This window comes from Campylobacter sp. CFSAN093224 (assembly GCF_012897395.1).
Taxonomy (GTDB): domain Bacteria; phylum Campylobacterota; class Campylobacteria; order Campylobacterales; family Campylobacteraceae; genus Campylobacter_D; species Campylobacter_D jejuni.
Map to the genome: position 1 here is coordinate 79,387 of NZ_CP040607.1, position 26,002 is coordinate 105,388.

General features: G+C 31.3%; 27 protein-coding genes and 1 pseudogene. 15 read left to right on the forward strand and 13 right to left on the reverse strand.

Annotated elements, in window-relative coordinates; all coding sequences use genetic code 11:
- Positions 1 to 6: 6 nt before the first annotated feature.
- Positions 7 to 480, reverse strand: a complete 474-nt coding sequence (folK, locus tag FBF11_RS00340) for a 2-amino-4-hydroxy-6-hydroxymethyldihydropteridine diphosphokinase (RefSeq protein ID WP_002851803.1) — start codon at positions 478 to 480, stop codon at positions 7 to 9.
- 2 nt (positions 481 to 482) lie between these two features.
- The gene (gene aroQ, locus FBF11_RS00345; RefSeq protein ID WP_002852001.1) at positions 483 to 962 is read right to left on the reverse strand and encodes a type II 3-dehydroquinate dehydratase; all 480 of its coding nucleotides are present in this window, start codon (positions 960 to 962) and stop codon (positions 483 to 485) included.
- A 90-nt stretch (positions 963 to 1,052) separates the two neighbouring features.
- On the opposite strand from aroQ, the gene FBF11_RS00350 reads away from it, so the two are divergent.
- The 3 genes from FBF11_RS00350 to FBF11_RS00360 all read left to right on the forward strand — a co-directional run bounded on the left by FBF11_RS00350 (position 1,053) and on the right by FBF11_RS00360 (position 4,276).
- Positions 1,053 to 2,282: a metal-dependent hydrolase gene (locus FBF11_RS00350; RefSeq protein ID WP_057042241.1), complete on the forward strand. Its 1,230-nt coding sequence runs from the start codon at positions 1,053 to 1,055 to the stop codon at positions 2,280 to 2,282.
- Complete coding sequence (gene sppA / locus FBF11_RS00355) at positions 2,270 to 3,166, forward strand: signal peptide peptidase SppA (protein WP_002851869.1); 897 nt, start codon at positions 2,270 to 2,272, stop codon at positions 3,164 to 3,166. The genes FBF11_RS00350 and sppA overlap by 13 nt, the downstream gene beginning before the upstream one ends.
- A gap of 78 nt (positions 3,167 to 3,244) precedes the next feature.
- Positions 3,245 to 4,276: a Cj0069 family protein gene (locus FBF11_RS00360; RefSeq protein ID WP_002851763.1), complete on the forward strand. Its 1,032-nt coding sequence runs from the start codon at positions 3,245 to 3,247 to the stop codon at positions 4,274 to 4,276.
- Between the two features lie 241 nt (positions 4,277 to 4,517).
- Here FBF11_RS00360 and FBF11_RS08390 read toward each other — a convergent pair whose 3' ends face one another.
- From FBF11_RS08390 to cdtA, 9 genes are all read right to left on the reverse strand, one after another.
- Complete coding sequence (locus FBF11_RS08390; protein ID WP_002851815.1) at positions 4,518 to 4,868, reverse strand: cation-binding protein; 351 nt, start codon at positions 4,866 to 4,868, stop codon at positions 4,518 to 4,520.
- Positions 4,844 to 5,140, reverse strand: coding sequence for a hemerythrin domain-containing protein (locus tag FBF11_RS08395; RefSeq protein WP_002864365.1), 297 nt, complete (start codon positions 5,138 to 5,140; stop codon positions 4,844 to 4,846). Before FBF11_RS08395 ends, FBF11_RS08390 begins: the two co-directional genes overlap by 25 nt.
- A 172-nt stretch (positions 5,141 to 5,312) precedes the next feature.
- A complete protein-coding gene (locus FBF11_RS00370; protein WP_002851721.1) occupies positions 5,313 to 5,969 on the reverse strand; it encodes a lactate utilization protein C in 657 nt (218 codons plus the stop codon).
- A complete protein-coding gene (locus FBF11_RS00375; protein ID WP_002851925.1) occupies positions 5,962 to 7,401 on the reverse strand; it encodes a LutB/LldF family L-lactate oxidation iron-sulfur protein in 1,440 nt (479 codons plus the stop codon). Before FBF11_RS00375 ends, FBF11_RS00370 begins: the two co-directional genes overlap by 8 nt.
- Positions 7,398 to 8,138 (reverse strand): (Fe-S)-binding protein, encoded by a 741-nt coding sequence (locus FBF11_RS00380; protein ID WP_002851599.1) that lies wholly within the window; start codon positions 8,136 to 8,138, stop codon positions 7,398 to 7,400. Before FBF11_RS00380 ends, FBF11_RS00375 begins: the two co-directional genes overlap by 4 nt.
- A 123-nt stretch (positions 8,139 to 8,261) precedes the next feature.
- Entirely contained in the window at positions 8,262 to 9,944 is a 1,683-nt protein-coding gene (locus tag FBF11_RS00385; protein ID WP_002851907.1) for an L-lactate permease, read from the reverse strand.
- A gap of 171 nt (positions 9,945 to 10,115) precedes the next feature.
- Positions 10,116 to 10,685, reverse strand: coding sequence for a cytolethal distending toxin subunit Cj-CdtC (gene cdtC / locus FBF11_RS00390; protein ID WP_002851967.1), 570 nt, complete (start codon positions 10,683 to 10,685; stop codon positions 10,116 to 10,118).
- Between the two features lie 10 nt (positions 10,686 to 10,695).
- The gene (cdtB, locus tag FBF11_RS00395; protein ID WP_002851847.1) at positions 10,696 to 11,493 is read right to left on the reverse strand and encodes a cytolethal distending toxin nuclease subunit Cj-CdtB; all 798 of its coding nucleotides are present in this window, start codon (positions 11,491 to 11,493) and stop codon (positions 10,696 to 10,698) included.
- Entirely contained in the window at positions 11,490 to 12,296 is an 807-nt protein-coding gene (cdtA, locus tag FBF11_RS00400) for a cytolethal distending toxin subunit Cj-CdtA (RefSeq protein WP_002852021.1), read from the reverse strand. The genes cdtB and cdtA overlap by 4 nt, the downstream gene beginning before the upstream one ends.
- Positions 12,297 to 12,408: 112 nt before the next feature.
- Between cdtA and FBF11_RS00405 the strand changes: the two genes are divergently transcribed.
- Genes FBF11_RS00405 through cydB form a run of 3 tightly spaced genes read left to right on the forward strand, consistent with a single transcriptional unit; the run spans position 12,409 to position 15,329 of the window.
- Entirely contained in the window at positions 12,409 to 12,642 is a 234-nt protein-coding gene (locus tag FBF11_RS00405; RefSeq protein WP_002851632.1) for a DUF4492 domain-containing protein, read from the forward strand.
- Complete coding sequence (locus tag FBF11_RS00410) at positions 12,643 to 14,205, forward strand: cytochrome ubiquinol oxidase subunit I (protein ID WP_002859765.1); 1,563 nt, start codon at positions 12,643 to 12,645, stop codon at positions 14,203 to 14,205.
- Positions 14,205 to 15,329, forward strand: a complete 1,125-nt coding sequence (cydB, locus tag FBF11_RS00415) for a cytochrome d ubiquinol oxidase subunit II (protein ID WP_057042263.1) — start codon at positions 14,205 to 14,207, stop codon at positions 15,327 to 15,329. Before FBF11_RS00410 ends, cydB begins: the two co-directional genes overlap by 1 nt.
- Before the next feature lie 193 nt (positions 15,330 to 15,522).
- Here cydB and FBF11_RS00420 read toward each other — a convergent pair whose 3' ends face one another.
- Together FBF11_RS00420 and ung are read right to left on the reverse strand one after the other, a co-directional pair.
- On the reverse strand, positions 15,523 to 16,218 hold the full coding sequence (locus tag FBF11_RS00420; RefSeq protein WP_002851706.1) for an aspartate/glutamate racemase family protein: 696 nt from the start codon (positions 16,216 to 16,218) through the stop codon (positions 15,523 to 15,525).
- A 119-nt stretch (positions 16,219 to 16,337) separates the two neighbouring features.
- Positions 16,338 to 17,033, reverse strand: coding sequence for a uracil-DNA glycosylase (gene ung / locus FBF11_RS00425; RefSeq protein WP_002851931.1), 696 nt, complete (start codon positions 17,031 to 17,033; stop codon positions 16,338 to 16,340).
- A gap of 270 nt (positions 17,034 to 17,303) precedes the next feature.
- Between ung and aspA the strand changes: the two genes are divergently transcribed.
- From aspA to rpmA, 9 genes and pseudogenes are all read left to right on the forward strand, one after another.
- A complete protein-coding gene (gene aspA / locus FBF11_RS00430) occupies positions 17,304 to 18,710 on the forward strand; it encodes an aspartate ammonia-lyase (protein WP_002851742.1) in 1,407 nt (468 codons plus the stop codon).
- Between the two features lie 15 nt (positions 18,711 to 18,725).
- Positions 18,726 to 20,063 carry an anaerobic C4-dicarboxylate transporter gene (locus FBF11_RS00435; RefSeq protein ID WP_002852014.1) on the forward strand — a complete coding sequence of 446 codons (1,338 nt, stop codon included), beginning with the start codon at positions 18,726 to 18,728 and terminating at the stop codon, positions 20,061 to 20,063.
- 107 nt (positions 20,064 to 20,170) lie between these two features.
- Positions 20,171 to 21,532, forward strand: coding sequence for a COG3014 family protein (locus tag FBF11_RS00440; protein ID WP_002851858.1), 1,362 nt, complete (start codon positions 20,171 to 20,173; stop codon positions 21,530 to 21,532).
- A 9-nt stretch (positions 21,533 to 21,541) separates the two neighbouring features.
- Positions 21,542 to 21,910 carry a YcfL family protein gene (locus FBF11_RS00445; RefSeq protein WP_002851817.1) on the forward strand — a complete coding sequence of 123 codons (369 nt, stop codon included), beginning with the start codon at positions 21,542 to 21,544 and terminating at the stop codon, positions 21,908 to 21,910.
- 23 nt (positions 21,911 to 21,933) lie between these two features.
- Positions 21,934 to 22,557 carry a penicillin-binding protein activator LpoB gene (gene lpoB, locus FBF11_RS00450; protein ID WP_002851945.1) on the forward strand — a complete coding sequence of 208 codons (624 nt, stop codon included), beginning with the start codon at positions 21,934 to 21,936 and terminating at the stop codon, positions 22,555 to 22,557.
- Between the two features lie 113 nt (positions 22,558 to 22,670).
- A pseudogene (locus FBF11_RS00455) lies at positions 22,671 to 23,975 on the forward strand (DUF6844 domain-containing protein).
- A 9-nt stretch (positions 23,976 to 23,984) separates the two neighbouring features.
- On the forward strand, positions 23,985 to 25,187 hold the full coding sequence (locus tag FBF11_RS00460) for a CsgG/HfaB family protein (protein ID WP_002871914.1): 1,203 nt from the start codon (positions 23,985 to 23,987) through the stop codon (positions 25,185 to 25,187).
- 158 nt (positions 25,188 to 25,345) lie between these two features.
- Positions 25,346 to 25,654, forward strand: coding sequence for a 50S ribosomal protein L21 (gene rplU / locus FBF11_RS00465; protein ID WP_002778820.1), 309 nt, complete (start codon positions 25,346 to 25,348; stop codon positions 25,652 to 25,654).
- A 10-nt stretch (positions 25,655 to 25,664) separates the two neighbouring features.
- Positions 25,665 to 25,919, forward strand: coding sequence for a 50S ribosomal protein L27 (gene rpmA, locus FBF11_RS00470; protein WP_002800974.1), 255 nt, complete (start codon positions 25,665 to 25,667; stop codon positions 25,917 to 25,919).
- Positions 25,920 to 26,002: the final 83 nt, after the last annotated feature.

Below are 26,002 nucleotides of genomic sequence, written 5' to 3' on the forward strand. Positions count from 1 at the left end.
TATTCCTTATATCATGCCTAAAGGCAAAATTACACTCACTCTTTCTTTAGCCCCTTTATGAGGCACCTCACACCACTTATCACGCTTGACTTTTTGTGAAAAGTATAAAAGATCTAAATCAAGCGTTCTAGGAGCGTTTTTGAAAGTTCTCTTGCGTTTAAATTTTACTTCATAGTAAAGTAAAACTTTCAAAAGTGCTCGTGCATGCAAATTAGTTTGTATCAACATAACAGCATTGGTAAAATCTTTTTGCTCTTTAAAACCAAAGGCTTCATTTATCAACATAGGAGATGTGGATAAAATTTTAAATCTTTTATCATCCATCATTACTCGAAAAAGCATATCAAATCTTTTTTTTTCGGGCTCTATATTGCTTCCTAAGCCTATAAGAGCTAAATATTTAAAAGATCGTATATTTTGACTAAAAAAAGGAAAAAAACGACTTTTTTCAAAGTGTTTTACTCCTTGAATTTTTAGCATTATTATTTATTCGTTTGTTGTGCTTGTTGCATTGCGCGCAAATTTTTTATTTGTTCGCAAATTTGAATTATACCCATTAAAGCCAAGTGATAGCCAAAAGGACCAAAACCAACAATAGTTCCAGAACATACAGGCGCTATAAGACTTTTTTGACGAAATTCTTCTCTGCGATAAACATTGCTAATATGTACTTCAATTGTAGGCAAAGCTACTGCTGCAATAGCATCGCGAATAGCTACTGAAGTATGAGTATAGCCTGCTGCGTTGATAATAATTCCATCAACTGTTCCAAGGCATTCTTGAATTTTATCTACGATTTCACCTTCAAAATTACTTTGGAAAAAGTCAAGTTCTACATTGTTTTGCGATGCTGCAAGTTTCATTTGCTCATGAATTTCTTCCATTTTCATAGCACCATAAATTCCCACTTCTCTTACGCCAAGCATATTAACATTTGGGCCTTGGATAATCATTATTTTCATGGATTTAACCTTAAAAATTTATTTTTAACCTTTTATTATAACATTTTAAAAATAAATTTTTGCTACAATGTAATTTTTGAAAGGAAAATCGTGTTTATAGTTGCTGCAAGATATCTTTTTTTATGCGATGAAGATTTTACGATACTAGAAAATCAAGCCTTTGTTTTTGAAGATAAAATTTTAGAATTGGGTGAATTGGATAATTTAAGAAAAAAATATCCCAAGGCTAAAATCATCAAAACACCTAAAAATTCGGTTATTTTACCTGCTTTTATAAATCCTCACACACACTTAGAATTTAGTGCAAATTCAACAACTTTACATTTTGGAGAATTTTTAATTTGGCTTAAAAGTGTTATAAATTCTCGTTCCATATTAAATGCACAGGCCAAAGAAGAATTAATACTTCAAAGTATTAAAAAAATGCAAAAAAGTGGTATAGGCACTATAGGTGAAATTTCAAGTTTTGGGAGTGATTTAGATCCTTGCTTAAAGGCTAGTCACAAGGGTATGCGTATAGTATTTTTTAATGAAATTTTGGGTACAAATGAAAATCAAGTTGAAGATAAAAAACAAGAATTTTTAAAAAGATTTGAAAATTCTTTGAAATTTAAAAATGATTTTTTTATCCCGGCAATTTCGATTCATTCTCCTTATTCAACTCATCTTAGTTTGGCTCATTTTGCTCTTGATTTAGCTAAAAAGCAAAATTTACTAGTTAGTACGCATTTTTTAGAAAGTAAGGCTGAAAATATCTGGCTTAGAGAGTCTAAAGGGGGTTTTAAAAAATGGCTTGAAAATTTCACACTTCATCCTAAGCCTCTTTATACACCAAAGGATTTTGTTAAACTTTTTAAAGGAGTAAGGACTCTTTTTACGCATTGTGTTTATCTAAAAGAATATGAATGGTTAGATAAAAATTTACATTCTATTACACATTGTGCATTTTCAAATCGCCTTTTAAGTCAAAAAAGCTTAGATTTAAAAACGGCTTTAAAAAGTGGATTAAATATCCATTTAGGAACCGATGGACTTAGCTCAAATATTTCATTGTCTTTACTTGATGAAATGCGCGCGAATTTGCTTATACATAAGAATTTTGATTTATTAGAGTTAGCCTCTAAGCTTTTGCAAATGGTAACACTTTATCCTGCAAGGGCTTTAAATTTAAATTTAGGAGAGCTTAAAAAAGGTAAAATTGCTGATTTTAACGTATTTGAGCTAGGAGAATGTGATAAAAAGCAAGCTCCTTTGCAGTTTATTTTAAATGCTAAGGAAGTGGATAAATTATTTATAAAAGGAAAAGAATGCAAATTTTAAAATCATTTTTTAAGGCTTTAGGATGCGGTATAAAATTTATCAATACTTATTTTAAAACCTTTGTTTTATTGTTGATTGTTATATGGATTTTAATACCTAGTGCAAATTCAAGCTCTAATCTTGCAAATTTAGAACGCATTGATTTAAAGGGTGAAATTTTTGACAGCTCTGCGGTTTTGGAAAAAATTATCAATGCTAAAAATGATAGCAATATCAAAGGAGTGCTTTTTGTTATAGACTCTCCTGGTGGAGCTTTTGCTCCTAGCATGGAACTAGCTCTAGCTATAAAGGATTTAAAAATTAAAAAGCCTGTGCTTGTTTATGCAAGCGGAACTATGGCAAGTGGAAGTTATTTAGCAGGAGTTGGAGCAAATAAAATTTTAGCCAATCCGGCAAGTTTTATAGGCTCTATCGGTGTGATTATGCAAGGAGCTGATTTAAGCGGATTGGCTAATAAACTCGGTATTAAAGAACAAACTATTCAAGCGGGTGAATTTAAAAGTGCTGGAACTTTTGCAAGAGCTTGGAATGAGAATGAAAGAAATTTTTTACAGGGTTTAATTGATCAAAGTTATGATCTTTTTACAGGTTTTGTTGCCAAGGAAAGAGCATTAGATCTTAACAAAAAAGATCAATGGGCAAATGCAAGAGTGTTTTTAGCTGCCAAGGCTAAGGAGCTTGGTCTTATAGATGAGCTTAGTAATTATGAAAATGCTAAAAAGGAGCTTGAAAAACTTGCTAATGTTTCAAATCCTGTTTGGAAAGAAGAAGATAAGATTGATAAATTTCTTAACCGCCTAGAAGGACAAACATCAAGCTTGATAAGTAAAAGCTTAATCGAAATCGCTTATAAAACTAATAGCAGTTTTATAAACGCTAGATAAAATATATAAATATTTTTATTTAATTTTTGTAATATTTTTATGCAATAATTATTTATATCTTAGATAAGGAGTAAAATAATGAAAAAAAATATTGTTTTTTTCGAAGTTAAAGGTGGGAGTGATAAAGGTGAAGATGGCTATAGAAAAGATACCATGCCTATGGTAAATGCCTTAAAAGCTAAGGGTTGGAATGCTGAGGTGATTTTTTTTGAAGTGGGTAAAAAAGATGAAATTTACAAATATGTGAAAGAAAATTTTGATGGTTATGTTTCTCGCATCAATCCTGGCAATCTTAAAGAAGAAAATGAGTATTTTGATATGTTAAGAAAACTTTGTGCCGATAAGCTTGTAGGTATGCCTCATCCTGATGCTATGATAGGTTATGGTGCTAAAGATGCACTTACAAAATTAGCAGATACTGATCTTGTTCCAAGCGATACTTATGCTTACTATGATATTAAGACTTTTAAAGAAAATTTTCCAAAAAGTTTGGCTAAAGGTGAAAGGGTTTTAAAACAAAATCGTGGCTCTACAGGAGAGGGAATTTGGCGTGTGAGTGTAGAGGGTAATGTTAGTGGAGATAGTTTGCCTTTAAACACAAAAATCAAATGTACAGAAGCTAAGGATAATCATGTAGAACATAGAGAGCTTGGGGAATTTATGGATTTTTGCGAGCAATATATCATAGGTGATAATGGTATGCTTGTGGATATGACTTTTTTACCGCGCATTAAAGAAGGTGAAATCAGACTTTTAATGCTTTATAACACCCCTGTAAATGTAGTGCATAAAAAACCAGCCGAAGATGCTGATGCTTTTTCTGCTACGCTTTTTAGTGGGGCAAAATATCGCTATGATAAGCCAGAAGATTGGAAAACTTTGGTGGATATGTTTTTAGGCGAGCTTCCTAAGGTAAGGGAAAAATTAGGCAATTACGACTTACCATTGATTTGGACGGCTGATTTTATTTTAGATACTGATGAAAAGGGCAATGATAAATATGTTTTAGGCGAGATTAATTGTTCTTGTGTAGGTTTTACTTCTCATTTAGAACTTGCTGATGAAGTAGCTTCAAATATTATTAATATTGTAAGTAAAACTAAGGCTTAGTCTTTAAGCTTAATGTCCATTTTATTATTGTAAAATGGACATTCTTTTTCTATTGTTTTTAAGTTTGAGCTATATTCTATCGAGAAAAAATTTTCACAAAATGAGCATTTTGTATCTTTGGTTAGTATAGGATAGGAATAGTCAAATTTATCCAAAATAAAATATTTTATTTTTTTATCCTTAAATTTCCTTCTTTGTCTAACTTATACTTTATTTATTATTTTAACGCATAAATAGTTAATTAGAAATTTTCTGAATATTTTTTATAAAACTGTATGGCTTCTTTGCATTTTTTACATTTAAATTTTACGCCCTTAAGTTGAATTTTTTGATGAATTCCAAATGGTACATCATGCATTTGTTCTACGCATTCGCATGTATAAAGATAAACTGTATTTTCATCATCTTTTTCTTCTTTGACTTCTTCAAAGCTTACTTCCCCATCATCTTCAGAAGTTAAAGAAGATCTTCTGTATTGTTCAACTTTCACATCTTTATAGAGTATATGTTCTAAAAGCCATTTTTTAGAAACTGTGTAAAGCTTCTCTTTTAAATCATTAGTGGTTTTTATGTTTTGTATAAGATAAGACATATCACGAATGATATTTTATGCATGATTTTGTGTTCATTTAAATAAGGATAATGAATTTCTTGCATATAATCTTCTTCATTACTAAAATGTTCTTTCATATAGTTAAAAAGTTCTGTTAAAATTTCTTTGAGTTCTTCTCGTTTTACAAATTTATAAACAGCACTTTCAACCTTGCTTGCAAGTTCACAAAGTTTTTGGTGTTGAATGTCAATCATTGTGTCATGAATACTGTATTTTTCATTCCAAGTTGGAATTAGTTTATCTAAAAGCACCTTCTTTAATTTTTATATTTAAAATTAATTTAATATATTTGAGTGAAATATTACATAATATTTTATTAAAATATTATTAATTAGAAATTATTTATTTTATTTATATTTGTATAATATAAAAAATATATATAATTAATATTAAAAATTAAGACTTACTGATTCTAGTATAGAATCAGTAAATAATAATATGTGCAATTTGTGGCCCATGAACACCAAAAACAGTGATAAGTTCTATATCTGCTGTTCTTGAAGGCCCTGCTATAAATAAGATATTAGTAGGTAAAATTTCATTTTCTTTTTTTACTAAATTTAAAGCTTCGCTAAGACTTTTAACAACATTTTCTTTTTTAAGCAATACTATGCAAAGTTTAGGTGCAAGGCTTAGCATTCTAGGTTGGGTTTTACTTGAAGGTATAAGTGCAACTCCGTGAGAGCTTACCCCTGCTCTTGCGTGAATGATGGAAAAATCACTATGAAAAACTTCAGATCTTAAATTTTCGATTTCTTTATCAAAGCAAATCTTTTTTTCTGCTTTGATTTGTTCTAAATTTAAATTTAAATCCGCTCCATAAATCATACTTTTAAAGCTATATTTTGCGACAATTTCATTGATTTTTTCTTCTAAGGTATCTTTTGTAGCATTTTCAACGATGTATTTGTTATCGCTCATTTTTTGCTTCATTTCTGTAAGCATATCTTGGGTTGTCTGGATATGTTCTACAGGATCTATACTTTCAATGCGTGTGAAAGTTGTTTCTTTGTAAGCTTTTTTAAGATGTTCTAAAATATTTGCTTTGCTTTTGCTTGAAATTTCATCGATTTTACTCATAGCTTACTCCTTCTAGTTTTTGCACTTCTTTATAAAGATCCATTTTAATTTGAGGTAATTCTTTAAAAGCGTACCATTTTTTAATCACAGGCAAAATGCTTGCGAAATTTTGTACCGTCCAGTTGAAATAATGTGCTTTTGAAAGTGAAAAACGCCATTTATCGCCATTGGTTGCGATATTTTTAAATTGTTTAAAAGCAAAGGCTTCTAGGGCATTGTGATGAACATTATTTGCTCCTAAAGGTGGATTTTTACCTTGTCCTATTTTATCACATCTTAATTTGCGAATAAGATCAGCCAAAGGAATTTGGACTGGACAAACTTCAGAACAACGCCCACAAAGTGAACAGAAATTCAAAATATCTCCTGTATGATCTATACCAAAAATATTAGGACTGATTACTTCTCCTATAGGTCCTGGATAAGTGGTTTGATAAGCATGTCCGCCGATTTGATCATAAACAGGGCAAAAATTCATACAAGCCCCGCATCGAATACAACGCAAAGCCTCATAATAATCCTCATGAGCTAACATTTTAGAGCGATTGTGATCAAATAAAATCACATGTACTTCTTTAGGACCATCTAAATCTCCATTTTTTCTAGGACCTGTAATGATATTGTTATAAGTTGGTATAAATTGTCCTGTGGCTGAAGGAGTAAGTAAAGAAACCATAGTAGCCGCATCTTCAAAGCTTTCCATGATTTTTTCTATACCACAAAGTGCGATATGAATATCAGGTGCTGTAGTGCACATTCTACCATTTCCTTCATTTTCTATAAGCCAAAAAGCTCCTTCTCTTGACATGGCAAAATTGACCCCACTAAGTCCAAGTTTTAAGCCTTCAAAATCTTTTCTTAAATGTTCTCTAGCCACCGCATTTAAACTTTCGGGTTCATCGTTTTCTAAATTTGCTCCTAATTTTTCTTTGAAAATTTCTCCGATTTCATGGCGGTTTCTATGTATGGCAGGTACAACTATGTGTAAAGGGGGTTCTTCATTAAGCTGTAAAATAAGCTCTCCAAGATCGGTTTCTATAGCTTTTAAACCTTTTTTTTCTAGGTAGTGATTTAGGCCTATTTCTTCACTTGCCATAGACTTGCCTTTTAAAAGCTTGGTGATATTTTTTTCTTTCATGATTTCATAGACGATTTCACAGGCATCTTCATCACTACTTGCCCAATGCACCTTAATGCCATTTTTTGTAGCATTTTTTTCAAATTCTAAAAGTCTTTCTTCTAAGCTCATTAAGGCATTATTTTTAGCTTGCTTAGCTTTAGCTCTTAAGCCCTGCCAGTCTTTAAATCTAGCATCAATAACATTGAGTCTATTTTTTTGCAAAGTATGCATGGCAGTCATTAAATTTTCTTGCATTTGTTTGTCATTGAGTTTAATTTGAACGATTTGTTCGTGAGGAATTTTTTGACTCATAGTCTCCCTCCTTCTAAGCGTTTAAGTAAAAAGTCATATAAATGTATGCCTTTTATATCCAAACCCATTCTTTTCATTGTGCCATCTATATTTAAAAGACAACCTCCATCACCACTGATGAGATATTTTGCACCGCTATTTTGTATATCTTTGATTTTGCTTCTTACCATAGCATTTGAAATTTCAGGCTCTTTTACTGAAAAGGTTCCTCCAAAACCACAGCATTCTTCTTCGTATTGAAGTTCTACTAATTCTACGTTTTTTAGTTTTTTGATAAGATTTTTACTCGCTTGTATGCTTTTTTGCACTCTTAAAGCATGGCAATTAGAATGCCAAGTTACTTTTATAGGTACACCTTTATCTTCATAATCTACTTTTAAAACTTCATCAAGGTATTGTGAAAGTTCTATCACTCTAGAGCTAAAAGTTTTTATTTTGGAAAATTCAGGTCTGTTTTTAAAAAGCTCTTTATAGTCATGACTCATCATACCCGCACAAGAACCACTGGGTACAACGATGGGATAATCTTTATCAAATAAATCTACATTATATAAAGCGATCTCACGACTTTCATCGAAATAACCTGAGTTAAAAGAAGGTTGGGCGCAACAGGTTTGATTTTTTTTGAAAATCACTTCAATACCCTCACGCCTTAAAAGTTTTATCGCATTTAAAACGCTTTGTTGCATAGCAGTACTTCCTAAGCATGTGGCGTAAAAATACACTTTTTTCATCATTTTTCTCCTTTTAGGATAATTTAGGATAAATATTCTAATCCTGTAAAAATAAAAGCAAAGTAAAATTTCTAACAAATATTCTAAAAACGAATATTTGTTGAAATAAAACTTAAATTTTTTTAATTATTTCACTATAACTTCAGGGATGATTCCTTGTAAGAAAAAAGCTATAATGCAAGTCCAAATTCCTATTAAAATAATAAAAGCTACAGAATATTTTAATGTGAATTTGAAAAGATCAGATTCTTTTCCCACAAGTCCAACCGCTGCACAAGCTATAGCAATGCTTTGTGGACTGATCATCTTCCCAACAACCCCACCTACTGAATTAGCTGCTAAAAATAAAGCTTCGCTAATACCTAGTTTTTGAGCGCTTACTTGTTGCAAGGTTCCAAAAAGTAAATTAGCACTTGTATCAGAGCCTGTTAAAAATACCCCTATCCAGCCAATGATTGGTGAAAAGAAAGAAAAAGCATCACCTGTGTGTGCAAAAGCAAGTCCTAAAGTAGTGCTCATACCACTATTTTTAGAGATAAAAGCAAAGGCCACAACCAAACCTATGGTGATACAAGGTATAGCCATTTCTTTTAAGGTAACCCAAAAGCATTCTGCAGCATCTTCGGCTTTGATTTTTAAAATAGCTATAGTTAAAAAAGCGGCAAGTAAAATCGCTGTTCCTGCTTGAGCTACGGTTTTTCCATTGATTAAATCTACACCCAAGGCCAAAGATAAAGGCTTAGCTTCTCCTATGCCTGTGATAGAAGGGCTTAAAATTCCAGTTGTGATATTGCTAAATTGTAAAGTAATACTTGTATAGCTTAAAATTCCGTCCTTATCAAAGAGAGCTTTAAACCAAGGTTGTGTCCAAATGATAATACAAACAATGAGTAAAATAAAAGGTGACCAAGCTTTTAAAATTTGATTAAAACTTAAGGTGTTATCTTGAGTGAAATTGCTTTCATTGTCAAATCTAAAAATATTTTTTGGTTTCCAAAATTTCAAAAATACAGTCGTAACTGCTAAAGAAACCACAGCTGAAATAATATCAGGTAATTCCGCTCCTAGGTGATTTGAGCTTAAAAATTGAGTAGTTGTAAAACTTAGCGCCGCAACTAAAATAGCTGGAAAAGTTTCTTTAATACCTTTAAATCCATCCATTAAAAAAACTATGAAAAAAGGTATAGTAAGGCTTAAAGGAACTAGCATTCTACCTACCATGGCAGAAACTGAATGCTGTTCTATGCCGACAAGATTTGCCATAGCAATAATAGGAATTCCCACCGCACCAAAAGCAACAGGAGCGGTATTTGCGATAAGACAAAGCCCTGCAGCTTGTAAAGGACGCAAGCCAAGTCCTACTAAAAGTGCAGCGGTTATAGCCACAGGGCCACCAAAACCTATAGCACCCTCTAAAAATGAACCAAAACAAAAACCTATTAAAATCACTTGAATTCTATGATCTGGAGTAATGCTCATCACGCTTTTTTTAATGATTTCAAAAGAACCTGACTTGATAGAAAGTTTGTAAAGAAAGATTGCCGCGATGATAATCCAAGCTATAGGCCACATACCATTTGTAAAGCCTTGAATAAAACTTGCACCCACTAAATTCCAAGGCATTTTATAGGCAAATAAAGCTACTAAAGTAGCAAGTATAACAGTTAAAAAACCTGCTTGATAGCCTTTAAGTTTTAAAACAACCAAACAAACTAAAAAACATAGTATAGGTAAAAATGCCACTAAAGCACTTAGCCAAATGTTTGAAAAAGGGTCATAAATTTGTTGCCATGTTAAAATTTGTTCCAATTTTTCCTCCTTGATAATTATTATGTATAAATTTATTGTAACAAAAAATTACATTAAAATAAAAAAATTATAGAGTAAGGTAAATTACATTGTATTATTATTAATTATTTTGTGTATTTTAGTAATATCATAAATATTAAATAAATATAAAAATAGAACAAGATAAAAATCTTATTCTAAAGGGGTAGCAGCTGTTAAAGGTGGGGTTATAATCATTAGTTCATTTACTTCAGCAAAAAAAATAGGATCTAGGGTGCAAGGGGCTATTCCAAAGCGTTTTTGTATAGGAATATTTGGATTAAAAAAAGTTACTATACATTCATCAGATTCCAAAACTAAAGAACGAATTTGCACAGCTGAAGTTGTTGTTGGCATTATAGAAAATACAGTTTCTAATTTACCATCTTTTAGATCATCTTGACAAGATTTTGCTCCAAAGGTTCCATCTTCTAAGATGGCTAAACAAAGATCGCTTTCTTTTGGATTTGTAAATTGCACATAACCAAAAGGAAGTTCATCAGCTAATTTATCTTTTTGTTTTAACTCATCGCTTAAAACAATTTCTTTAATATTCCAATTTTGATCAATAGGATCTTTTGAGGTATCCCTAAAGGCGCTTAAAAAAATTCCCGTTTCTAAGCTTCTTATAGAAACCATTTCGGTAAAATCTTTCAAATCTCCAGTAGGAGTTGCAAAGGCTAAAGTTATAAACATAAAAAACAAAGTAATAATTTTTTTCATATTAAATGTCCTAAAATTTTCTAAAATTTACTGGAAAATGATCTGAAACTATATGAGATCTTAAACTTGCAAGCATTAAAATCGCAGCTAAAAGCGGTGGAGTATAGGTTTGTTGTCTATTTGAATTTCCTGTAATTGCATAATCAAGAGTCCCTCCGCTTGCTTGAGTTGCGCTAGTTGGAAAAACCACTCTAATTCTATTTGCTAATTCTCTATCCACTGTACTTGTTATAGTAGAAGGATCACGGTTAAAATCCCCTGCTATCATCCAGTTAACTTGAGGCATATTTGCAAAATGTGCATCTACAGCTGTGATAATTGCTCCTACATCTGTTCCTCCATTAGCTAAAGCATGGATATTGAAAAAAGCATCATTTCCATTGCGAATTCCTATAATGGGTCTTGAAACTGTAGTAGGTGGAGGTAAAACAATCACTTCTTCAGCTTGCATTCTTGAAACTATAGCTAAATTTACACGATTAGCTCCTACATCAACGCGAGAATAATAAATAAAAACCCTATCAGGCCTTGAAAGAGTTCCTAAATTCCACTCATATTCATCAATAGGTGTTCCACCTTGTTGCACATGGCGTCCTGTTGGAGTGGCTGTTCTTGGTAAAGTTCCTGCTTCTTGTATCATTAAGATATCTAAGGGGTTTGCTCCACTTACAAGTTGTCTTACACTAACACTCCATTTGCTTTCTGTGGCTGCGGATGAGCCTTGCAAATTCCAAGTGCCAACATTAAAATTTTCTAAATTTGCAAAAGCAAGGTTAAAAGATAAAAATAAACATATAATTTTTTTCATCGTACCTCTCCTTGGCGATATAAAGGTTTTGCGGTAAAAGGCGGAGTAGTTAAAAACCATTGTTGATCAAAATTATCTTTTTTTGCACACTCTACGGTAAAAATTTTAAAAACCTTGTGAAAATCACCATAAAGATTTGTAATAGGTGCTTGTATGCATTTTCCATTTCCTAAATTTTTAATTTGAACCGCTGTATTGCTCATAGGGATAAGTTTCCACATTTGTGCGTGATTGCTTGCATCACAAGGATAATGGACAATTCCATTACCATAAGCATTAAGACAAGTATTGGTTTTGGCATTTTTAATCATTGCAAAATCATTAGGATAAAGCAAAAGTTGCCAAACTCTAGCATCGCCAAATCCTTTGCTATCGATTAAAGTATAGCCCCAAATCCAATTTCCTTGTGCTAAAGCCCAAACCGTTAAAGCTGCTCCGCTAGGGCCTAAAATGGTTAAAAAATCAGAAACCGCAGGGCGATTTTCAAAAATTAAAACATCATTAAAAGCTTCGTCTTTAAAGCGAGGATTGATCCCATTTGCTGCATTATTGTTGGCACTATTGCTTGTTCTAGTTAAAGGTGGGGTAATAGGAGTAATAGGTACTAAATCAGCACCGCTAATTAAACTTGGAATTTCTTGATTGGTAGGAAAAGTAGGTTCAAGTCCTAGTTTTAAAGGATCAGTATCTTCAAATTCTCCAAATGAACGCCCCAAAGGATTTACATTTTCAAATTTAGAAGAACATGCATAAAGAAAAAAAGTCATAAAACAACATAAAATAAAAACTATAATTTTTTGCATTAAAAACCTTGATATGTATTTAAATTTTTAAGAAAATAATAACATAAATTTCATTATAATTTTCCGCTTTTTAAAAATGTTTTATTTTGTTGTTTTTAAAGGTAGAATTTATATGTATCTTAAACACTTATATTTTAGCATCTCTCAAATTTTTAATTTTTACAAAGAAGGTTTTAAAAATTTAACTCTTGGAAAGACCCTTTGGAAAATTATTTTTATCAAACTTTTTGTTATGTTTGTGATTTTAAAACTTTTTGTTTTTGATGTAAATTTTAATTCTATTTTTAAAAGTGACAAAGAAAAAAGCACTTTTGTACTCAAAAATCTTACACTCGAAGGAAAATAAATGAACGAACTTAGTAGCGTTGATTGGTCAAGAGCGCAGTTTGCTTTAACTGCACTTTATCATTTTTTGTTTGTGCCTTTAACCTTAGGCTTGTCTTTTATGATCGCTATCATGGAAACCATCTATGTAAAAACTAAAAATGAAAGATGGAAAAAAATCACCAAATTTTGGCTTTCATTATTTGCTATAAATTTTGCTATCGGTGTAGCTACAGGCATTATAATGGAATTTGAATTTGGAACAAACTGGGCAAATTATAGCTGGTTTGTGGGTGATATTTTTGGTGCACCTTTGGCGGTTGAAGGTATTATGGCATTTTTTTTAGAGGCTACTTTTTTTGCAGTTATGTTTTTTGGCTGGGATAAAGTAAGCAAGGGTTTTCACTTACTTTCAACTTGGTGTGTGGCTATAGGAAGTAATCTTTCTGCTTTTTGGATTTTAGTGGCAAATGGTTGGATGCAATATCCTGTAGGAATGAGCTTTAACCCTGACACAGCAAGAAATGAAATGCAAAGCTTTTTTGAAGTAGCACTTTCTCCTGTAGCTATTTCAAAATTTTTACATACCATAGGCAGTGGTTATGTAATTTCAGCTTTATTTGTAATGGGAATTTCAGCTTGGTTTATGTTAAAAGGACGCCATATTATCGAGGCTAAAAAAAGCTTAGTTGTAGGAGCTAGTTTTGGTTTGGTTTGTTCAATCTTTTTGTTTTTCAGCGGAGATGAAAGCGCTTACCGTGTAACTCAAACTCAACCTATGAAACTTGCAGCTATGGAAGGGGTTTATCAAGGTGAACATCGTGCAGGACTTGTACCTTTTGGAATTTTAAATCCTAAAAAAACCATAGATAATAACGAAAGTGTGTTTTTATTTGACATTACTATACCTTACGCTCTTTCTATATTAGGAAACCGTGATCCAAATTCTTTTGTTCCAGGAATTGAAGATTTGATCTATGGAAATGAAAGCAAAGGTATAGAACCTATGCAAAATCGTATCGATAGAGGAAAAATCGCTATACAAGCTCTAAAAGACTATAAACTTGCTAAAGAAAACAATGATACAATAGCTATGGCAAATCACAAATCCATTTTAGAAACTCATTTTAAAGATTTTGGTTATGGATATTTAGAAAAACCAAGCGATACTATTCCACCTGTGGCTTTAACTTTTTATAGCTTTCATATCATGGTTGCTTTAGGAAGTTTTTTCTTTTTACTTTTCATCGTTACGCTTTATCTTACCATGGCAAATGATATTGAGAAATTTAGAAAAGTACTTTGGGTGTGTTTGTTATCCATTCCATTGGGTTATATTGCCGCTGAAGCAGGTTGGATTGTTGCTGAAGTAGGCAGACAACCTTGGGCAATTCAAGACTTGCTTCCTGTACATATCGCAGCAACACAACTTGGAAAAGTCAATGTTCAAATTTCATTTTGGATTTTTGCAGTACTTTTTACAGCATTATTGATTGCAGAAGTTAAAATCATGCTTACTCAGATTAAAAAAGGTTTTGACGCACATGCAGGACATACTCCACTTATGGGCAAAGGAGAAAAATAATGTTTTTTGGTTTAGAATTTGAAGGTTTGCAAATTTATTGGTGGTTGATTTTAAGTTTACTTGGTGGACTTTTAGTTTTTATGTTTTTTGTTCAAGGTGGACAGACTTTAATCGATGAGCTTAGCAAGGATGAGCTTGAAAAAACTATGCTAGTTAATTCTTTAGGGCGTAAATGGGAGCTTGGTTTTACAACTCTCGTACTTTTTGGCGGAGCAGCTTTTGCAGCTTTTCCACTTTTTTATAGTACAAGTTTTGGCGGAGCTTATTGGGCTTGGCTTTGTATTTTATTTTGTTTTATTTTACAGGCTGTGGCTTATGAATATCGCAAAAAAGAAAATAATGTTTATGGCTCTAAAACCTATGAAATTTTTCTTAAAATTAATGGTTATTTAGGTGTGTTTTTAATCGGAGTTGCAGTAAGTAGTTTTTTTAGCGGTTCTGAATTTATCTTAAATGAGCATAATTTTGTTTCTTGGCAAAATCCTTTGCACGGCTTAGAACTTTTACTTAATCCTTTTAATTATCTCTTAGGCTTAGCTTTAGTATTTTTAGCAAGGCTTTTAGGCGCAGCGTATTTTATGAACAATATCAATGATGAGAATATCAAAATAAGAGCTATGAAAAAACTCATGATCAATAGTATTTTATTTTTACCTTTTTTCTTAGGTTTTTTAGCGTGGATTTTCTTAAAAGATGGTTTTAGTGTAGATACAAATGGAGTTGTAAGCATGAGTGCGAATTTATATTTATATAATTTCTTAAATCAAATGATTTTTGCTGTTTTGCTTGTTATTGGTGTGATTTTAGTGCTTTTAGGTATGGTTCAAGGAACAAAAGGTTGCTCTAAAGCTATTTTTACCCTAGGACTTGGAACGGTTTTAACAGTTTTTGCTTTATTATCAAGCATTGGTTTAGGTCAAAGTGCTTTTTACCCATCTTTAAGTGATTTACAAAGTTCTTTAACTTTAAAAAATGCAAGTTCAAGCTATTATACTCTAAACGTCATGGCTTATGTATCTTTACTTGTACCTTTTGTTTTAGCTTATATTATCTATGTTTGGAATGCAATGGATAAAGTAAAAATCACACGCGAAGAAATCGCAAACGATGATCACGCATATTAAGGAGAAAAAATGTTACATACTTTGTTTTTATTGGCTTGGCCTTTAGTAATTTATCTGAGCTATAAATTTATAATGCTAAATATCAATCAATTAGAAAAAGATAGCAAACTATAAAGCAAGATAAGATTTAAACCGATATAAGTATAAATCTTTTCAAAATATTGCAATTTGCCCATTTTTGGGCATCTTTTAATCATAAATCTTTTAAAGCTTCATTAGCAGCATCAAGGGCGTGAATAAGGCTTGTGTCAAAAATTTTGATATTTGTATCATTTTTGGATATTAATAAACCAATTTCAGTGCAAGCTAAAAGCACTCCTTTTGCCCCTTTTTCTTGTAGTTTTTTTATAATATTTAAATATTTTTCTTTAGAATCTTGCTTGATTTCACCTTTGCAAAGCTCATTAAAAATGATATCATTAACGATTTTTATATCTTCATCACTAGGAGTAATAACGCTAATATTTTCTTCAATCAGCATTTTTTTATAAAAATCCTGCGTCATTGTGTATTTAGTACCCAATAAACCAATTTTTTGTATGTTTTCTTGTTTTAAAGCCTTAGCAGAACTTTTTGCAATATGTAAAATAGGGATATTTATATTTTGTTGAATTTCATCAAAAACCTTATGCATAGTATTAGTTGCAATTATTATAAAATTAGCCCCTGCAAGTTCTAATTTTTTAGCACATTGAGTCAAAATTTGTGCAGCTTCTTGCCATTTATCTTGGCTTTGTAAATTTTCTATTTCTTCAAAATTAACACTGTAAAGTAAAATTTTTGCAGAATTTAAAGATTTTAATTTATCATTTATAGCTTGATTTATTGTTTTATAATAAGTAATAGTGCTTTCAAAACTCATTCCGCCTATAATACCAATGGTTTTCATTTTTCTCCTTAAGAATTAATTTTTGAGTCGTTTTATTACAATATATTTCATAGAAATATGATTTATTTTTAAATAAATAAATATATTTTAATATTTTTATTAAAGTTTAAAATAATTTTTTAAACTATTTTCCAATCTATAGGAATTTTACCAACTTTTTTTAAAAATTCATTAGCCTTTGAAAAATGCTTACAACCTAAAAATCCTGTTCTAGCTAAAGGGCTTGGGTGAGCTGCTTTTAAAATCAAATGCTTAGTATTATCAATCAAAATCTCCTTGTTTTTTGCGTAATTTCCCCAAAGCATAAAAACAAGCCCTGATTTTTCATTACTTAATTTATGTATTATAGCATCACTAAATTCTTGCCAACCCCACGAACTATGGCTAGCTGCTTTATTTGCTTCAACGCTAAGAATAGAATTTAAGAGCAAAACCCCTTGTTTTGCCCAAGAGCTTAAATCTCCGCTTTTTGCTGGAGTGATGTTTAAATCATTTTGCAATTCTTTAAAAATATTATTAAGACTTGGTGGGATTTTTACATTTTTTGGAACCGAAAAACTAAGCCCCATTGCTTGATTTGGTTGATGATAAGGATCTTGTCCTAGGATAATAATTTTAATTTCTTTTAAAGGACATAAATTAAAAGCATTAAAGATTAAATTCGCAGGCGGATAAATAATTATATTTTGATTAATTGCATTTAGGTATTGTTTTTTGATTTCTAGAAAATATTTTTTTTGAAATTCGTCTCTTAGAAATTCTTTCCAGTCATCATTTATTTTAATCTTATCTATGTTTATTGTAATTTCTTCCATATTATCCTTAATTATTTAAATTATTAAAAATTTTATTCTAACAAAAAAGCTTACAAAAATATATTAATTTTTTTTAAAGTAAATAAAATTTTTTATATTAATAAAAATTAAATATAAAGACATAATAGGATATAAAAATACTTAATTTATCGTATTTGAAAGCAGTTTACTTATTAATCAATTATTAACTAAAAATGCGATATCATTATTTTATGATTTAAATCAAAAATTTTTGATTTAAAATTAAAATACTTTTATGAAAGGTTCAAAATGGGAACAAGAAAAGAACATGATTTTATTGGGGAATTGGAAATCTCTGATGAGGTTTATTATGGAGTGCAAACTTTTAGAGCTGTTGAAAATTTTGATATTTCTCATGATAGATTAAAAGATTTTCCTCGCTTTGTTAGGGCTTTGGCTAGAGTAAAAAAAGCTGCAGCTATGGCAAATCATGAATTAGGTCTTTTGGATAAAAATATCCAAGATGCGATTATTAAAGCGTGTGATAAAATTTTAGAAGGTGGGTATTATGATCAATTTGTAGTAGATATGATCCAAGGAGGTGCTGGAACAAGTACAAATATGAATGCTAATGAAGTTATAGCAAACATAGGACTTGAACTTATGGGTCATAAAAAAGGTGAATACCAATATCTTCATCCAAATGATCATGTTAATTTAAGCCAAAGTACTAATGATGCTTATCCTACAGCTTTACACCTTGCCTTGCATGATTATTTAAGTGATTTGGCAAAAGCTATGGAACATCTAAAAAAAGCTTATGAGAGAAAAGCTGAAGAATTTAAAGATGTTCTTAAAATGGGTAGAACCCAACTGCAAGATGCTGTACCTATGACTTTAGGTCGTGAATTTAAAACTTTTGCCGTAATGATAGGTGAAGATATACAAAGAGTATTAGAAGCTAGAAAATTGATTTTAGAGATCAATTTGGGTGGAACTGCTATTGGAACAGGAATTAATTCTCATCCTGATTATCCGAAGGTTGTAGAAAGAAAAATAAGAGAAGTGACAGGTTTTGAATATACTGTGGCTGAGGATTTAATCGAGGCGACTCAAGATACGGGAGCTTATGTACAAATTTCAGGTGTTTTAAAACGTGTTGCAACAAAACTTTCTAAAGTATGTAATGACTTAAGACTTTTAAGTAGTGGTCCAAAATGTGGTCTTAATGAGATTAATCTTCCAAAAATGCAACCAGGTAGTTCTATCATGCCAGGTAAGGTAAATCCTGTTATTCCTGAAGTAGTTAATCAAGTTTGTTATTTTGTTATTGGAGCAGACGTAACTGTAACTTTTGCTTGTGAGGGTGGACAATTACAACTTAATGTTTTTGAACCAGTTGTAGCATATAGCTTATTTAATTCTGTTGTAATGCTAGAAAAAGCAATGTATACTTTAGCTGATAAATGTATAGATGGTATTACCGCAAATGAAAAAATTTGTTCAGACTTTGTCTATAATTCAGTAGGTATAGTAACAGCTTTAAATCCTTATATTGGTTATGAAAATTCAGCTTCTATAGCCAAAGAGGCAATGAACACTGGAAAAAGAGTGGCTGATATTGCGCTTGAAAGAGGGCTTTTAAGCAAAGAACAAATTGATGAAATTTTAACTCCATCAAATATGCTAAATCCTCACATGGAAGCTAAAAAATAGCACTTAGGATTTAATATGGATATAATGATAATTTTGCAAGTAATCGTCCTTCTTGGGGCGATTTTTATCGGTATTCGCCTAGGTGGTATTGCTATAGGTTATGCTGGAGGATTAGGTGTAGTTATATTAGGGCTTGTTTTAGGTATGAAACCTGGTAATATTCCTTGGGATGTTATTTTAATTATTGCCGCAGCTATTGCAGCAATTTCTGCTATGCAACAAGCAGGTGGACTTGATTACATGGTAAGGGTGACAGAAAAAATTTTAAGATCAAGTCCTAAATTTATAAATTATTTAGCTCCAGCTTGTGGGTGGTTGCTTACAATTTTAGCAGGAACAGGAAATGCGGTATTTTCTTTAATGCCTGTTGTAGTTGATGTTGCAAAATCTCAAAACATAAAACCTAGTGTTCCACTTTCATTAATGGTTGTTTCTTCGCAAATTGGAATCACTGCTTCTCCTGTAAGTGCAGCTGTGGTTTATATGAGCGGAGTTTTAGAGCCACTTGGATGGAATTATCCAACTTTAATTGGAATTTGGATTAGCACAACTTTTGTAGCTTGTATGCTTGCAGCTTTTATAGTGAGTTTAATCACTCCTATGGATTTGAGTAAGGATAGTGTTTATCAAGAACGATTAAAAGCAGGACTTGTAAAGGATGCAGGAGCTGTTTTGCATGGCGAAGATAAACCAGGTGCTAAACTTTCAGTGGTAATTTTCTTGATCACTGTTTTGGCAGTTGTACTTTATGCAACCGCAATTTCAAGTAATATTAAATGGATTGATCCTGTTGTGGTTTCAAGAGATGCAGCTATTATGAGCTTTTTACTTACTGCAGCAACTTTGATCACTTGGCTTTGTAAAGTTGAACCAGGTAAAATTCTTGACACTAGTGTATTTAAAAGCGGTATGACTGCTTGTGTTTGTGTTTTTGGTGTAGCATGGCTTGGAAATACTTTTGTTGCAGGACACGAAGCTTCTATCAAAGAAGTAGCAGGCGACTGGGTTAAACAAACCCCTGCTATGTTAGCAGTTGCATTTTTCTTTGCAAGTATGCTTTTATATTCTCAAGCAGCAACCGCAAAGGCCATTGTACCTGTAATTATCACTGCTTTAGGAATTTCAGCAGCAAATCCGCATGATTCTTATATGCTTGTAGCTTGTTTTGCAGCAGTTTCAGCACTTTTTGTACTTCCAACTTATCCGACTTTGTTAGGTGCAGTGCAAATGGATGATACAGGAACGACTAGAATTGGTAAATTTATATTTAATCACTCATTCTTTATACCAGGGGTTTTAGCTATTGCAATTGCTGTAGCATTAGGCTTTGTATTAGCTCCTATGCTTATTTAAATCAAACCCTAGGTTTTTCTCTCCTAGGGTTAAAATTTTTTCATTAGTTTTTAAGTATATACTACGCTATAATATTCATTTTTAATTTTCTTTAAGAAAGGAATTTAATGAAGATAAAAGTTGGGTTGATTTTTTCAGGTATTGCTTGCCTTTTTTTAACAGCTTGTGTTAATCAGGTTAAACAAAATACAACATTTGAAAATACTTTAACACAAAAATATTGTGGTGATGATTTTTTCAATCAAAATTTAGAAAAAATTAAAAAAAATGATGATGTCATTTATACAGGATTAAATGCAGGTTTGATTGCTAGAAATTGTGGTGATTTTAATAAAAGTAATGTATTTTTTGATGCTGTAGAAGAATCTTATAAATATGATGTGGATTTAGAAAATGTAAGCCCTAAAGCAGCTAAATTTATTGGTACAACCTTGCTTAATGATAATATAGTAGATTATGATGGTTCTTTATATGAAAGAATTATGGTTAATATATATAAAGCTCTAAACTATATGGAAGAAGATGATTATGAAAATGCAAGAGTTGAGTTTAATCGTGTTTTAATGCGTCAAGATAAGGCAAAAGAATATTTTGCTAAAGAAATTGAAAAAAATCGTGCTGATTTAGATAAGGCAAAAGAAGATAAAAATTATGATAAAAATATGAATGAAAATTCAAAAGTTATAGAAGCGCAATATGACAATTTATTTAAAGAATTTGATACAACAAAAAATTTCATAAATCCTTATGCGACTTATCTTGCTTCAATATTTTTCTTTATGGATAAAGATTATAGAAAAGCTGCAGATTTATTTAGAGAAGTAGCTATTATTTATCCAAAAAACAAAACTATCAAAAAAGAGGCTAAAATTTTTAAAGAATATGCCACAAAAATAAAAGTCAAAAAAGCTAAAAAATATGTTTTTGTAGTTTATGAAAATGGATTTGGTGTAGTTAAGGATGAATTTGCTTTAACCTTACCTTTTATAGTGGATAAAAAAATTATTAGCACAAATATTGCTTTGCAAACCTTGAAAAAAAGGGAAGCTTCTTTTGCAAATTTAAATATAAATGGTCAAAATACAAATGATTTTGTAGATTTAGACAATATTGTCGCTACTGAATTTAAAATAAATATGCCTGCAATGATTGCTAAAGCCTTAGCTCAAACTATAATTAAAACCACTTTAAATGTAGCTGTTGCAAATAATGACTCTACAGGTGGATGGCTAAGTCTTGCAACAGCAGTAGCAACTGCTGCAACCAATAAAGCTGATGTGCGTTCTTGGAGAGGTTTACCAAAAAGTATTGCCATAGCAACAATAGAAAACGACGGAAATTTAGAAATCAAAGATCCACAAGGCAATATTTTGTTTCAAAAATCATTGGATAAAAATAAAAATGCTCTTGTGATAGTGCGTTCTTTTGCTCCGTATTTACCCGCAAGTGTTGCTATCATGGAAAAATAAGGCTAAAAGATGAAAAAAAATATTTTATTTATTTTAATGTTTTTACTTAGTGCTTGTGCACCAAGTTATCAAATAAATTCAAATCAAAATACTGTAATTTTAGGTTCAAATTTACCAAAAAGTTTAGTAAAACAATTTCAAAAGCGTATAAATAGCAATGGTTATTTAGAATTTGAAGTGATTTTGCGCAGTACTTTTGCTAAAGATGTAATTTATAAAGTAGATTGGTTAGATAAAGATGGTTTTGTGCTAAGAGATGTTTTAAATGAGGACTATCAAGCCCTTAGAATTCCAGCAGGACAAGAGGTAATTCTTCGTAAACTTGCATCTGATACAAGAGCGAATGATTTTAGATTAGAAATTAAAGCAAAAAATTAATCTCATTTTAGGAAGGATAAATCATGAAAAAAACAAAAATTTTAGGAACAGCTCTTATTGGAGCTTTGCTTTTTAGTGGTTGTGCGCAAACAGCTTATACAGATGGAAAGGCAAGTCAGGTAAAAAAAGGCGATGCTTTAACCTTGGGTCTTGATAGACAAGATTTTGAAAGTGCAGCTGAAACTATGATAAATAGTATGTTAAGCGATCCTGCTTTTGCAAATATTAAACCAGGTACAAGAAAGGTTATTGCTATTGGTAGGGTTGTGAATGATACCCCGCAAAGAATCGATACTGAAAAACTCACCGCAAAAATCACTTCTGCATTAAGAAAATCAGGTAAATTTGTTCTAACTTCAGCAGTTGCTGCAGGCGGAGCACTTGATAGCATGAGTGAAGATGTAAGAGAATTAAGAGATAATGATGAGTTTAATCAAAAAACCATAGCAAAAAAAGGGACATTGGTATCGCCTGATTTTTCTCTTGCGGGTAAAATTAGACAAGATAATGTAAAACTTAGCAATGGTAAAACTCAAGTAGAATACTTTTTCTTACTAAGACTTACTGATCTAACATCAGGTTTAGTTTATTGGGAAGATGAGCAAACTATTGATAAAACCGGTTCTAGTAAATCAGTTACTTGGTAAAATAAAAATTAATTTATGAATAAAATTTTTTAGCTCAAGTGTTTAGCTTGGGCTTTTTTTATATTTTTAAAAGGATACGAAATGAAAAAATATTATTTATCGGCTCTTTAGTTATGGCAAGTTTACTTTATGCATAAGGTTCCCAGCCTGTAGAAATTACACAACAAGATATAAATACTCAAAATGAAATGTCTGACGCAAGTACTAAGGATATTACCCCAAAATCAATTGAAGATTTTTTTGAAGAATTTGCCGATAATTTCGGTATAGAATATGGTATAACCAAAGATGGAAAAACTTTTTATACAGGAAAAAGTACTGTTGCTGTAAATGATACTGATCCACAATTTGCACAAGCTTTACAAAATGCTTATCAAAAAGCAATGTTAAATTTACAAAGCGAATTTATAAGAGATGCTTTTGGAAGAATTGCTACAAGCAAGATTCAAAATTATGAAGCAGATAATTCTACTAATGCTAAGGAATTTGATGAATTGCCAAAAGGTGATAAGGTTGATCAAATTTTAAATAAACTTACACAATTAGCTGGTGCTCAGCTTGATAAGGCATTAAAAGATTTAGGTATAGATACAAATTCTTTAAGCGAAGACAGAAAAAAGACTTTATTAAAGCAAGAATTTCTTAATAAAACTATGACAAATGCCATAGGTTCTATGAGTGGACTTGTTCCTGTGTAAACTATAGTTACACAAAGAAGAGGTGAGTATGATGTAGGTGTTATTGCTGTTATTTCCAATAAAACTCGCCAATTAGCAAAAGATATGGCACTAGCAAGACAGAGTGCTATTAAGGGTAAAGGCAAGGCAATAAGTGAGTATCTGCCAAAAGATACAAAAGGCTTTTTAAATGAATATGGAATTCGCTTAGTTTATGATGAAAATGGTGCGCCTATTATTTTAAGTTATGGAAACTGGGGTTATGTAGCAGATCCTAGTAATGCTAAAAAAACAAATATTTTAGAAGATAGAGCCAAAGAAACAGCACTTACTATGGCTGATGCTGCTATTATAGAGTTTATTAATACAAATTTAAGTCTTAAAGATGAAAGAACAACTGGTGATACTTACGAGGAAATCATCAAACAAAGTATTAATGTTAATGATAGTTCCACTCAAGAACAAACTCAAAACGTAACAAATATTATTGATAAAGTAAATAGTAAAATAAAAGCAAGCGCAAGCGGTAAAATTCGTGGTATTCGTACTCTTAAAAAATGGAGCTATACAAGTGAAAATGGTATTGAACATGTAGGAGCTGTGAGATTTTATTCTTATGAAAATTTAGCTAACACAAATGAGGCTTTAAATTCAAAGTCAAATGCAACAAAAAATGAAGCTAAAAAATCTTCTAGCATACAAAGAAGTTCTAATGTTGTAAATAGCGTGGATGATTTTTAAAGGTAAAAGATGAAAATAATTAAAATTCTTTTTTTAGGCTTATTTTTAAGCCTAAGTCTTAATGCTAAAGTTATAACCACAACTTCAACAAAATCAAGCACAGGTGAAGGCACAGGCTTGACCAGGGAAGATGCGATAAACAATGCCATTATAGAGGCTATAGGAAAAATGAGCAGAGTAAGCATCAATTCTCTTAAGAAATCTAATACTAGCGTTTCAACTGATAATTCAGGTTCAAATATACAAGATAATTACAGCGAGCAAATTTCAAAAGCCACCAAAGGTAGAGCTGATACTTATGAAATCAATAGTGTTGAACAAGATGCAAATGGTAAATATACAGCCAATGTAACGATTTTTAAAACCACAACAACAAAAAAGTATCAAGCTCCAGGTTTAAGTGCAGATAATAGAAGAAGTATTACTGTTTTTGATTCTACTCCAGATGCTGCAAAAAGAGGTATAGGCTCAGCTTTGCAACAAAAAATCATTTCTGATTTATTGCAAAGTCGTAAATTTAATGTTTTAGACCGTGATTCTAGTGGCTATTATGAAATGGAAAAAGCTTTAATCAAAAGTGGCGACGCAGCTAGCGATGAAGTTTATAAACTTAAAAATATGTTAGCAACAGATTATATTTTATTGTTTTCTATTTCAGGACTTGAAGGTAAACAAAAAACAAGCAATTTAACAGGAAAAAGCAAAACTGAAATTGAAGTTATCGTAGATTATCGTGTGCTTTTATTTGCTACAAGACAAATTAAATTTTCTAATACTTTAAGCATGAAAGTCAATCTTAAAGACAATAGTCTTAGTGCCAATGAAACCGCACTCAAACAAATTGCAAATCGTATAGCAGGAGATATTTTAAACGCAATTTATCCTTTGAAAGTTGCAAGTGTTGAAAACAATGAAGTAATATTTTCTCAAAGCTTAAATCAAGGTGATGTTTATGAATGTTTTGCTCTTGGGAAGGTTATAAAAGATACTTATACAAAAGAAAATACAGGAAGAGTAGAAAGCAAAACAGGAAGTATTGAAATCACTCGCACAAGCCCTAAATTTTCTTATGCAAAAATCACAGAAGGTAGTGTAAAAGTGGGCGATATTTGCAGACCTTTAAGTAATACTGGTAGTGGAAATGGCTACACTATAGGTCGTGATGCAAATTATCAAACCCAAGAAGGCGGCGGAGTAAATCTAGGCTTTTAAATTTTTAGAGTTTGATTTTTCTCAAACTCTAAACTCTTTCTTAAATTCATCAAAAATTAAAGAAAAATTTTGTAAAATCGAAATTTTATTAAACCACTAAAGCTTTTAAATCCGTTATTACGGTGCTTTATGGTACTACCAATTTATAAGGAAAAGCAATGTATGCTATTATCAAACACAGCGGAAAGCAATACAAAGTAAGTGTTGGCGATGAGCTAAAACTAGATCACTTTGAAGCTGAAAGCAAAGCAAGTATTGAAGTAAGCGAAGTTCTTGCTATCAATGATAAAGAATTAAAGGTAGGTGCGCCTTTCGTAGCAGGTGCAAAAGTTGTTTTGGAAGTGATCAATCACGGAAAAGATAAAAAAGTTGTGATTTACAAAAAAAGACGCAGAAAAGATTCTAAACTCAAACGCGGTTTTAGAAGACAATTTACTCGCGTTGTAGTAAAAGATATCAAAGCTTAAGGAGTAAAGAATGGCACACAAGAAAGGTCAAGGTTCAACTCAAAATAACCGCGATTCCATAGGTCGTCGTTTAGGTGTTAAAAAATTTGGTGGCGAGTTTGTTAGAGCTGGAAATATCATCATCCGCCAAAGAGGAACTGCAACTCATGCAGGTAACAATGTAGGCATGGGAAAAGATCATACTATCTTTGCTCTAATTGATGGTTTTGTAAAATTCGAAAGAAAAGACAAAGATAGAAAAAAAGTTTCTGTATATCCTGCATAAGTTTTTAGGACGCTTTTTAGCGTCTTGAAAACTTTAAATTTATAAATTTAACTTCTTTTATTTACTCAAATTTAGCTTTATAA

What these genes read in the sequence shown, in the direction of transcription:
- cdtA (WP_002852021.1), bottom strand. Translation starts at nt 12,296, where the DNA reads ATGCAAAAAATTATAGTTTTTATTTTATGTTGTTTTATGACTTTTTTT.
- FBF11_RS00380 (WP_002851599.1), bottom strand. Translation starts at nt 8,138, where the DNA reads ATGATGAAAAAAGTGTATTTTTACGCCACATGCTTAGGAAGTACTGCT.
- cdtC (WP_002851967.1), bottom strand. Translation starts at nt 10,685, where the DNA reads ATGAAAAAAATTATTACTTTGTTTTTTATGTTTATAACTTTAGCCTTT.
- rpmA (WP_002800974.1), top strand. Translation starts at nt 25,665, where the DNA reads ATGGCACACAAGAAAGGTCAAGGTTCAACTCAAAATAACCGCGATTCC.
- rplU (WP_002778820.1), top strand. Translation starts at nt 25,346, where the DNA reads ATGTATGCTATTATCAAACACAGCGGAAAGCAATACAAAGTAAGTGTT.
- FBF11_RS00405 (WP_002851632.1), top strand. Translation starts at nt 12,409, where the DNA reads ATGTATCTTAAACACTTATATTTTAGCATCTCTCAAATTTTTAATTTT.
- FBF11_RS00375 (WP_002851925.1), bottom strand. Translation starts at nt 7,401, where the DNA reads ATGAGTCAAAAAATTCCTCACGAACAAATCGTTCAAATTAAACTCAAT.
- cdtB (WP_002851847.1), bottom strand. Translation starts at nt 11,493, where the DNA reads ATGAAAAAAATTATATGTTTATTTTTATCTTTTAACCTTGCTTTTGCA.
- sppA (WP_002851869.1), top strand. Translation starts at nt 2,270, where the DNA reads ATGCAAATTTTAAAATCATTTTTTAAGGCTTTAGGATGCGGTATAAAA.
- aspA (WP_002851742.1), top strand. Translation starts at nt 17,304, where the DNA reads ATGGGAACAAGAAAAGAACATGATTTTATTGGGGAATTGGAAATCTCT.
- FBF11_RS00420 (WP_002851706.1), bottom strand. Translation starts at nt 16,218, where the DNA reads ATGAAAACCATTGGTATTATAGGCGGAATGAGTTTTGAAAGCACTATT.
- FBF11_RS00445 (WP_002851817.1), top strand. Translation starts at nt 21,542, where the DNA reads ATGAAAAAAAATATTTTATTTATTTTAATGTTTTTACTTAGTGCTTGT.
- FBF11_RS00435 (WP_002852014.1), top strand. Translation starts at nt 18,726, where the DNA reads ATGGATATAATGATAATTTTGCAAGTAATCGTCCTTCTTGGGGCGATT.
- FBF11_RS00440 (WP_002851858.1), top strand. Translation starts at nt 20,171, where the DNA reads ATGAAGATAAAAGTTGGGTTGATTTTTTCAGGTATTGCTTGCCTTTTT.
- folK (WP_002851803.1), bottom strand. Translation starts at nt 480, where the DNA reads ATGCTAAAAATTCAAGGAGTAAAACACTTTGAAAAAAGTCGTTTTTTT.
- cydB (WP_057042263.1), top strand. Translation starts at nt 14,205, where the DNA reads ATGTTTTTTGGTTTAGAATTTGAAGGTTTGCAAATTTATTGGTGGTTG.
- aroQ (WP_002852001.1), bottom strand. Translation starts at nt 962, where the DNA reads ATGAAAATAATGATTATCCAAGGCCCAAATGTTAATATGCTTGGCGTA.
- FBF11_RS00460 (WP_002871914.1), top strand. Translation starts at nt 23,985, where the DNA reads ATGAAAATAATTAAAATTCTTTTTTTAGGCTTATTTTTAAGCCTAAGT.
- ung (WP_002851931.1), bottom strand. Translation starts at nt 17,033, where the DNA reads ATGGAAGAAATTACAATAAACATAGATAAGATTAAAATAAATGATGAC.
- FBF11_RS00360 (WP_002851763.1), top strand. Translation starts at nt 3,245, where the DNA reads ATGAAAAAAAATATTGTTTTTTTCGAAGTTAAAGGTGGGAGTGATAAA.
- FBF11_RS00410 (WP_002859765.1), top strand. Translation starts at nt 12,643, where the DNA reads ATGAACGAACTTAGTAGCGTTGATTGGTCAAGAGCGCAGTTTGCTTTA.
- FBF11_RS00370 (WP_002851721.1), bottom strand. Translation starts at nt 5,969, where the DNA reads ATGAGTAAAATCGATGAAATTTCAAGCAAAAGCAAAGCAAATATTTTA.
- lpoB (WP_002851945.1), top strand. Translation starts at nt 21,934, where the DNA reads ATGAAAAAAACAAAAATTTTAGGAACAGCTCTTATTGGAGCTTTGCTT.
- FBF11_RS08390 (WP_002851815.1), bottom strand. Translation starts at nt 4,868, where the DNA reads ATGTCTTATCTTATACAAAACATAAAAACCACTAATGATTTAAAAGAG.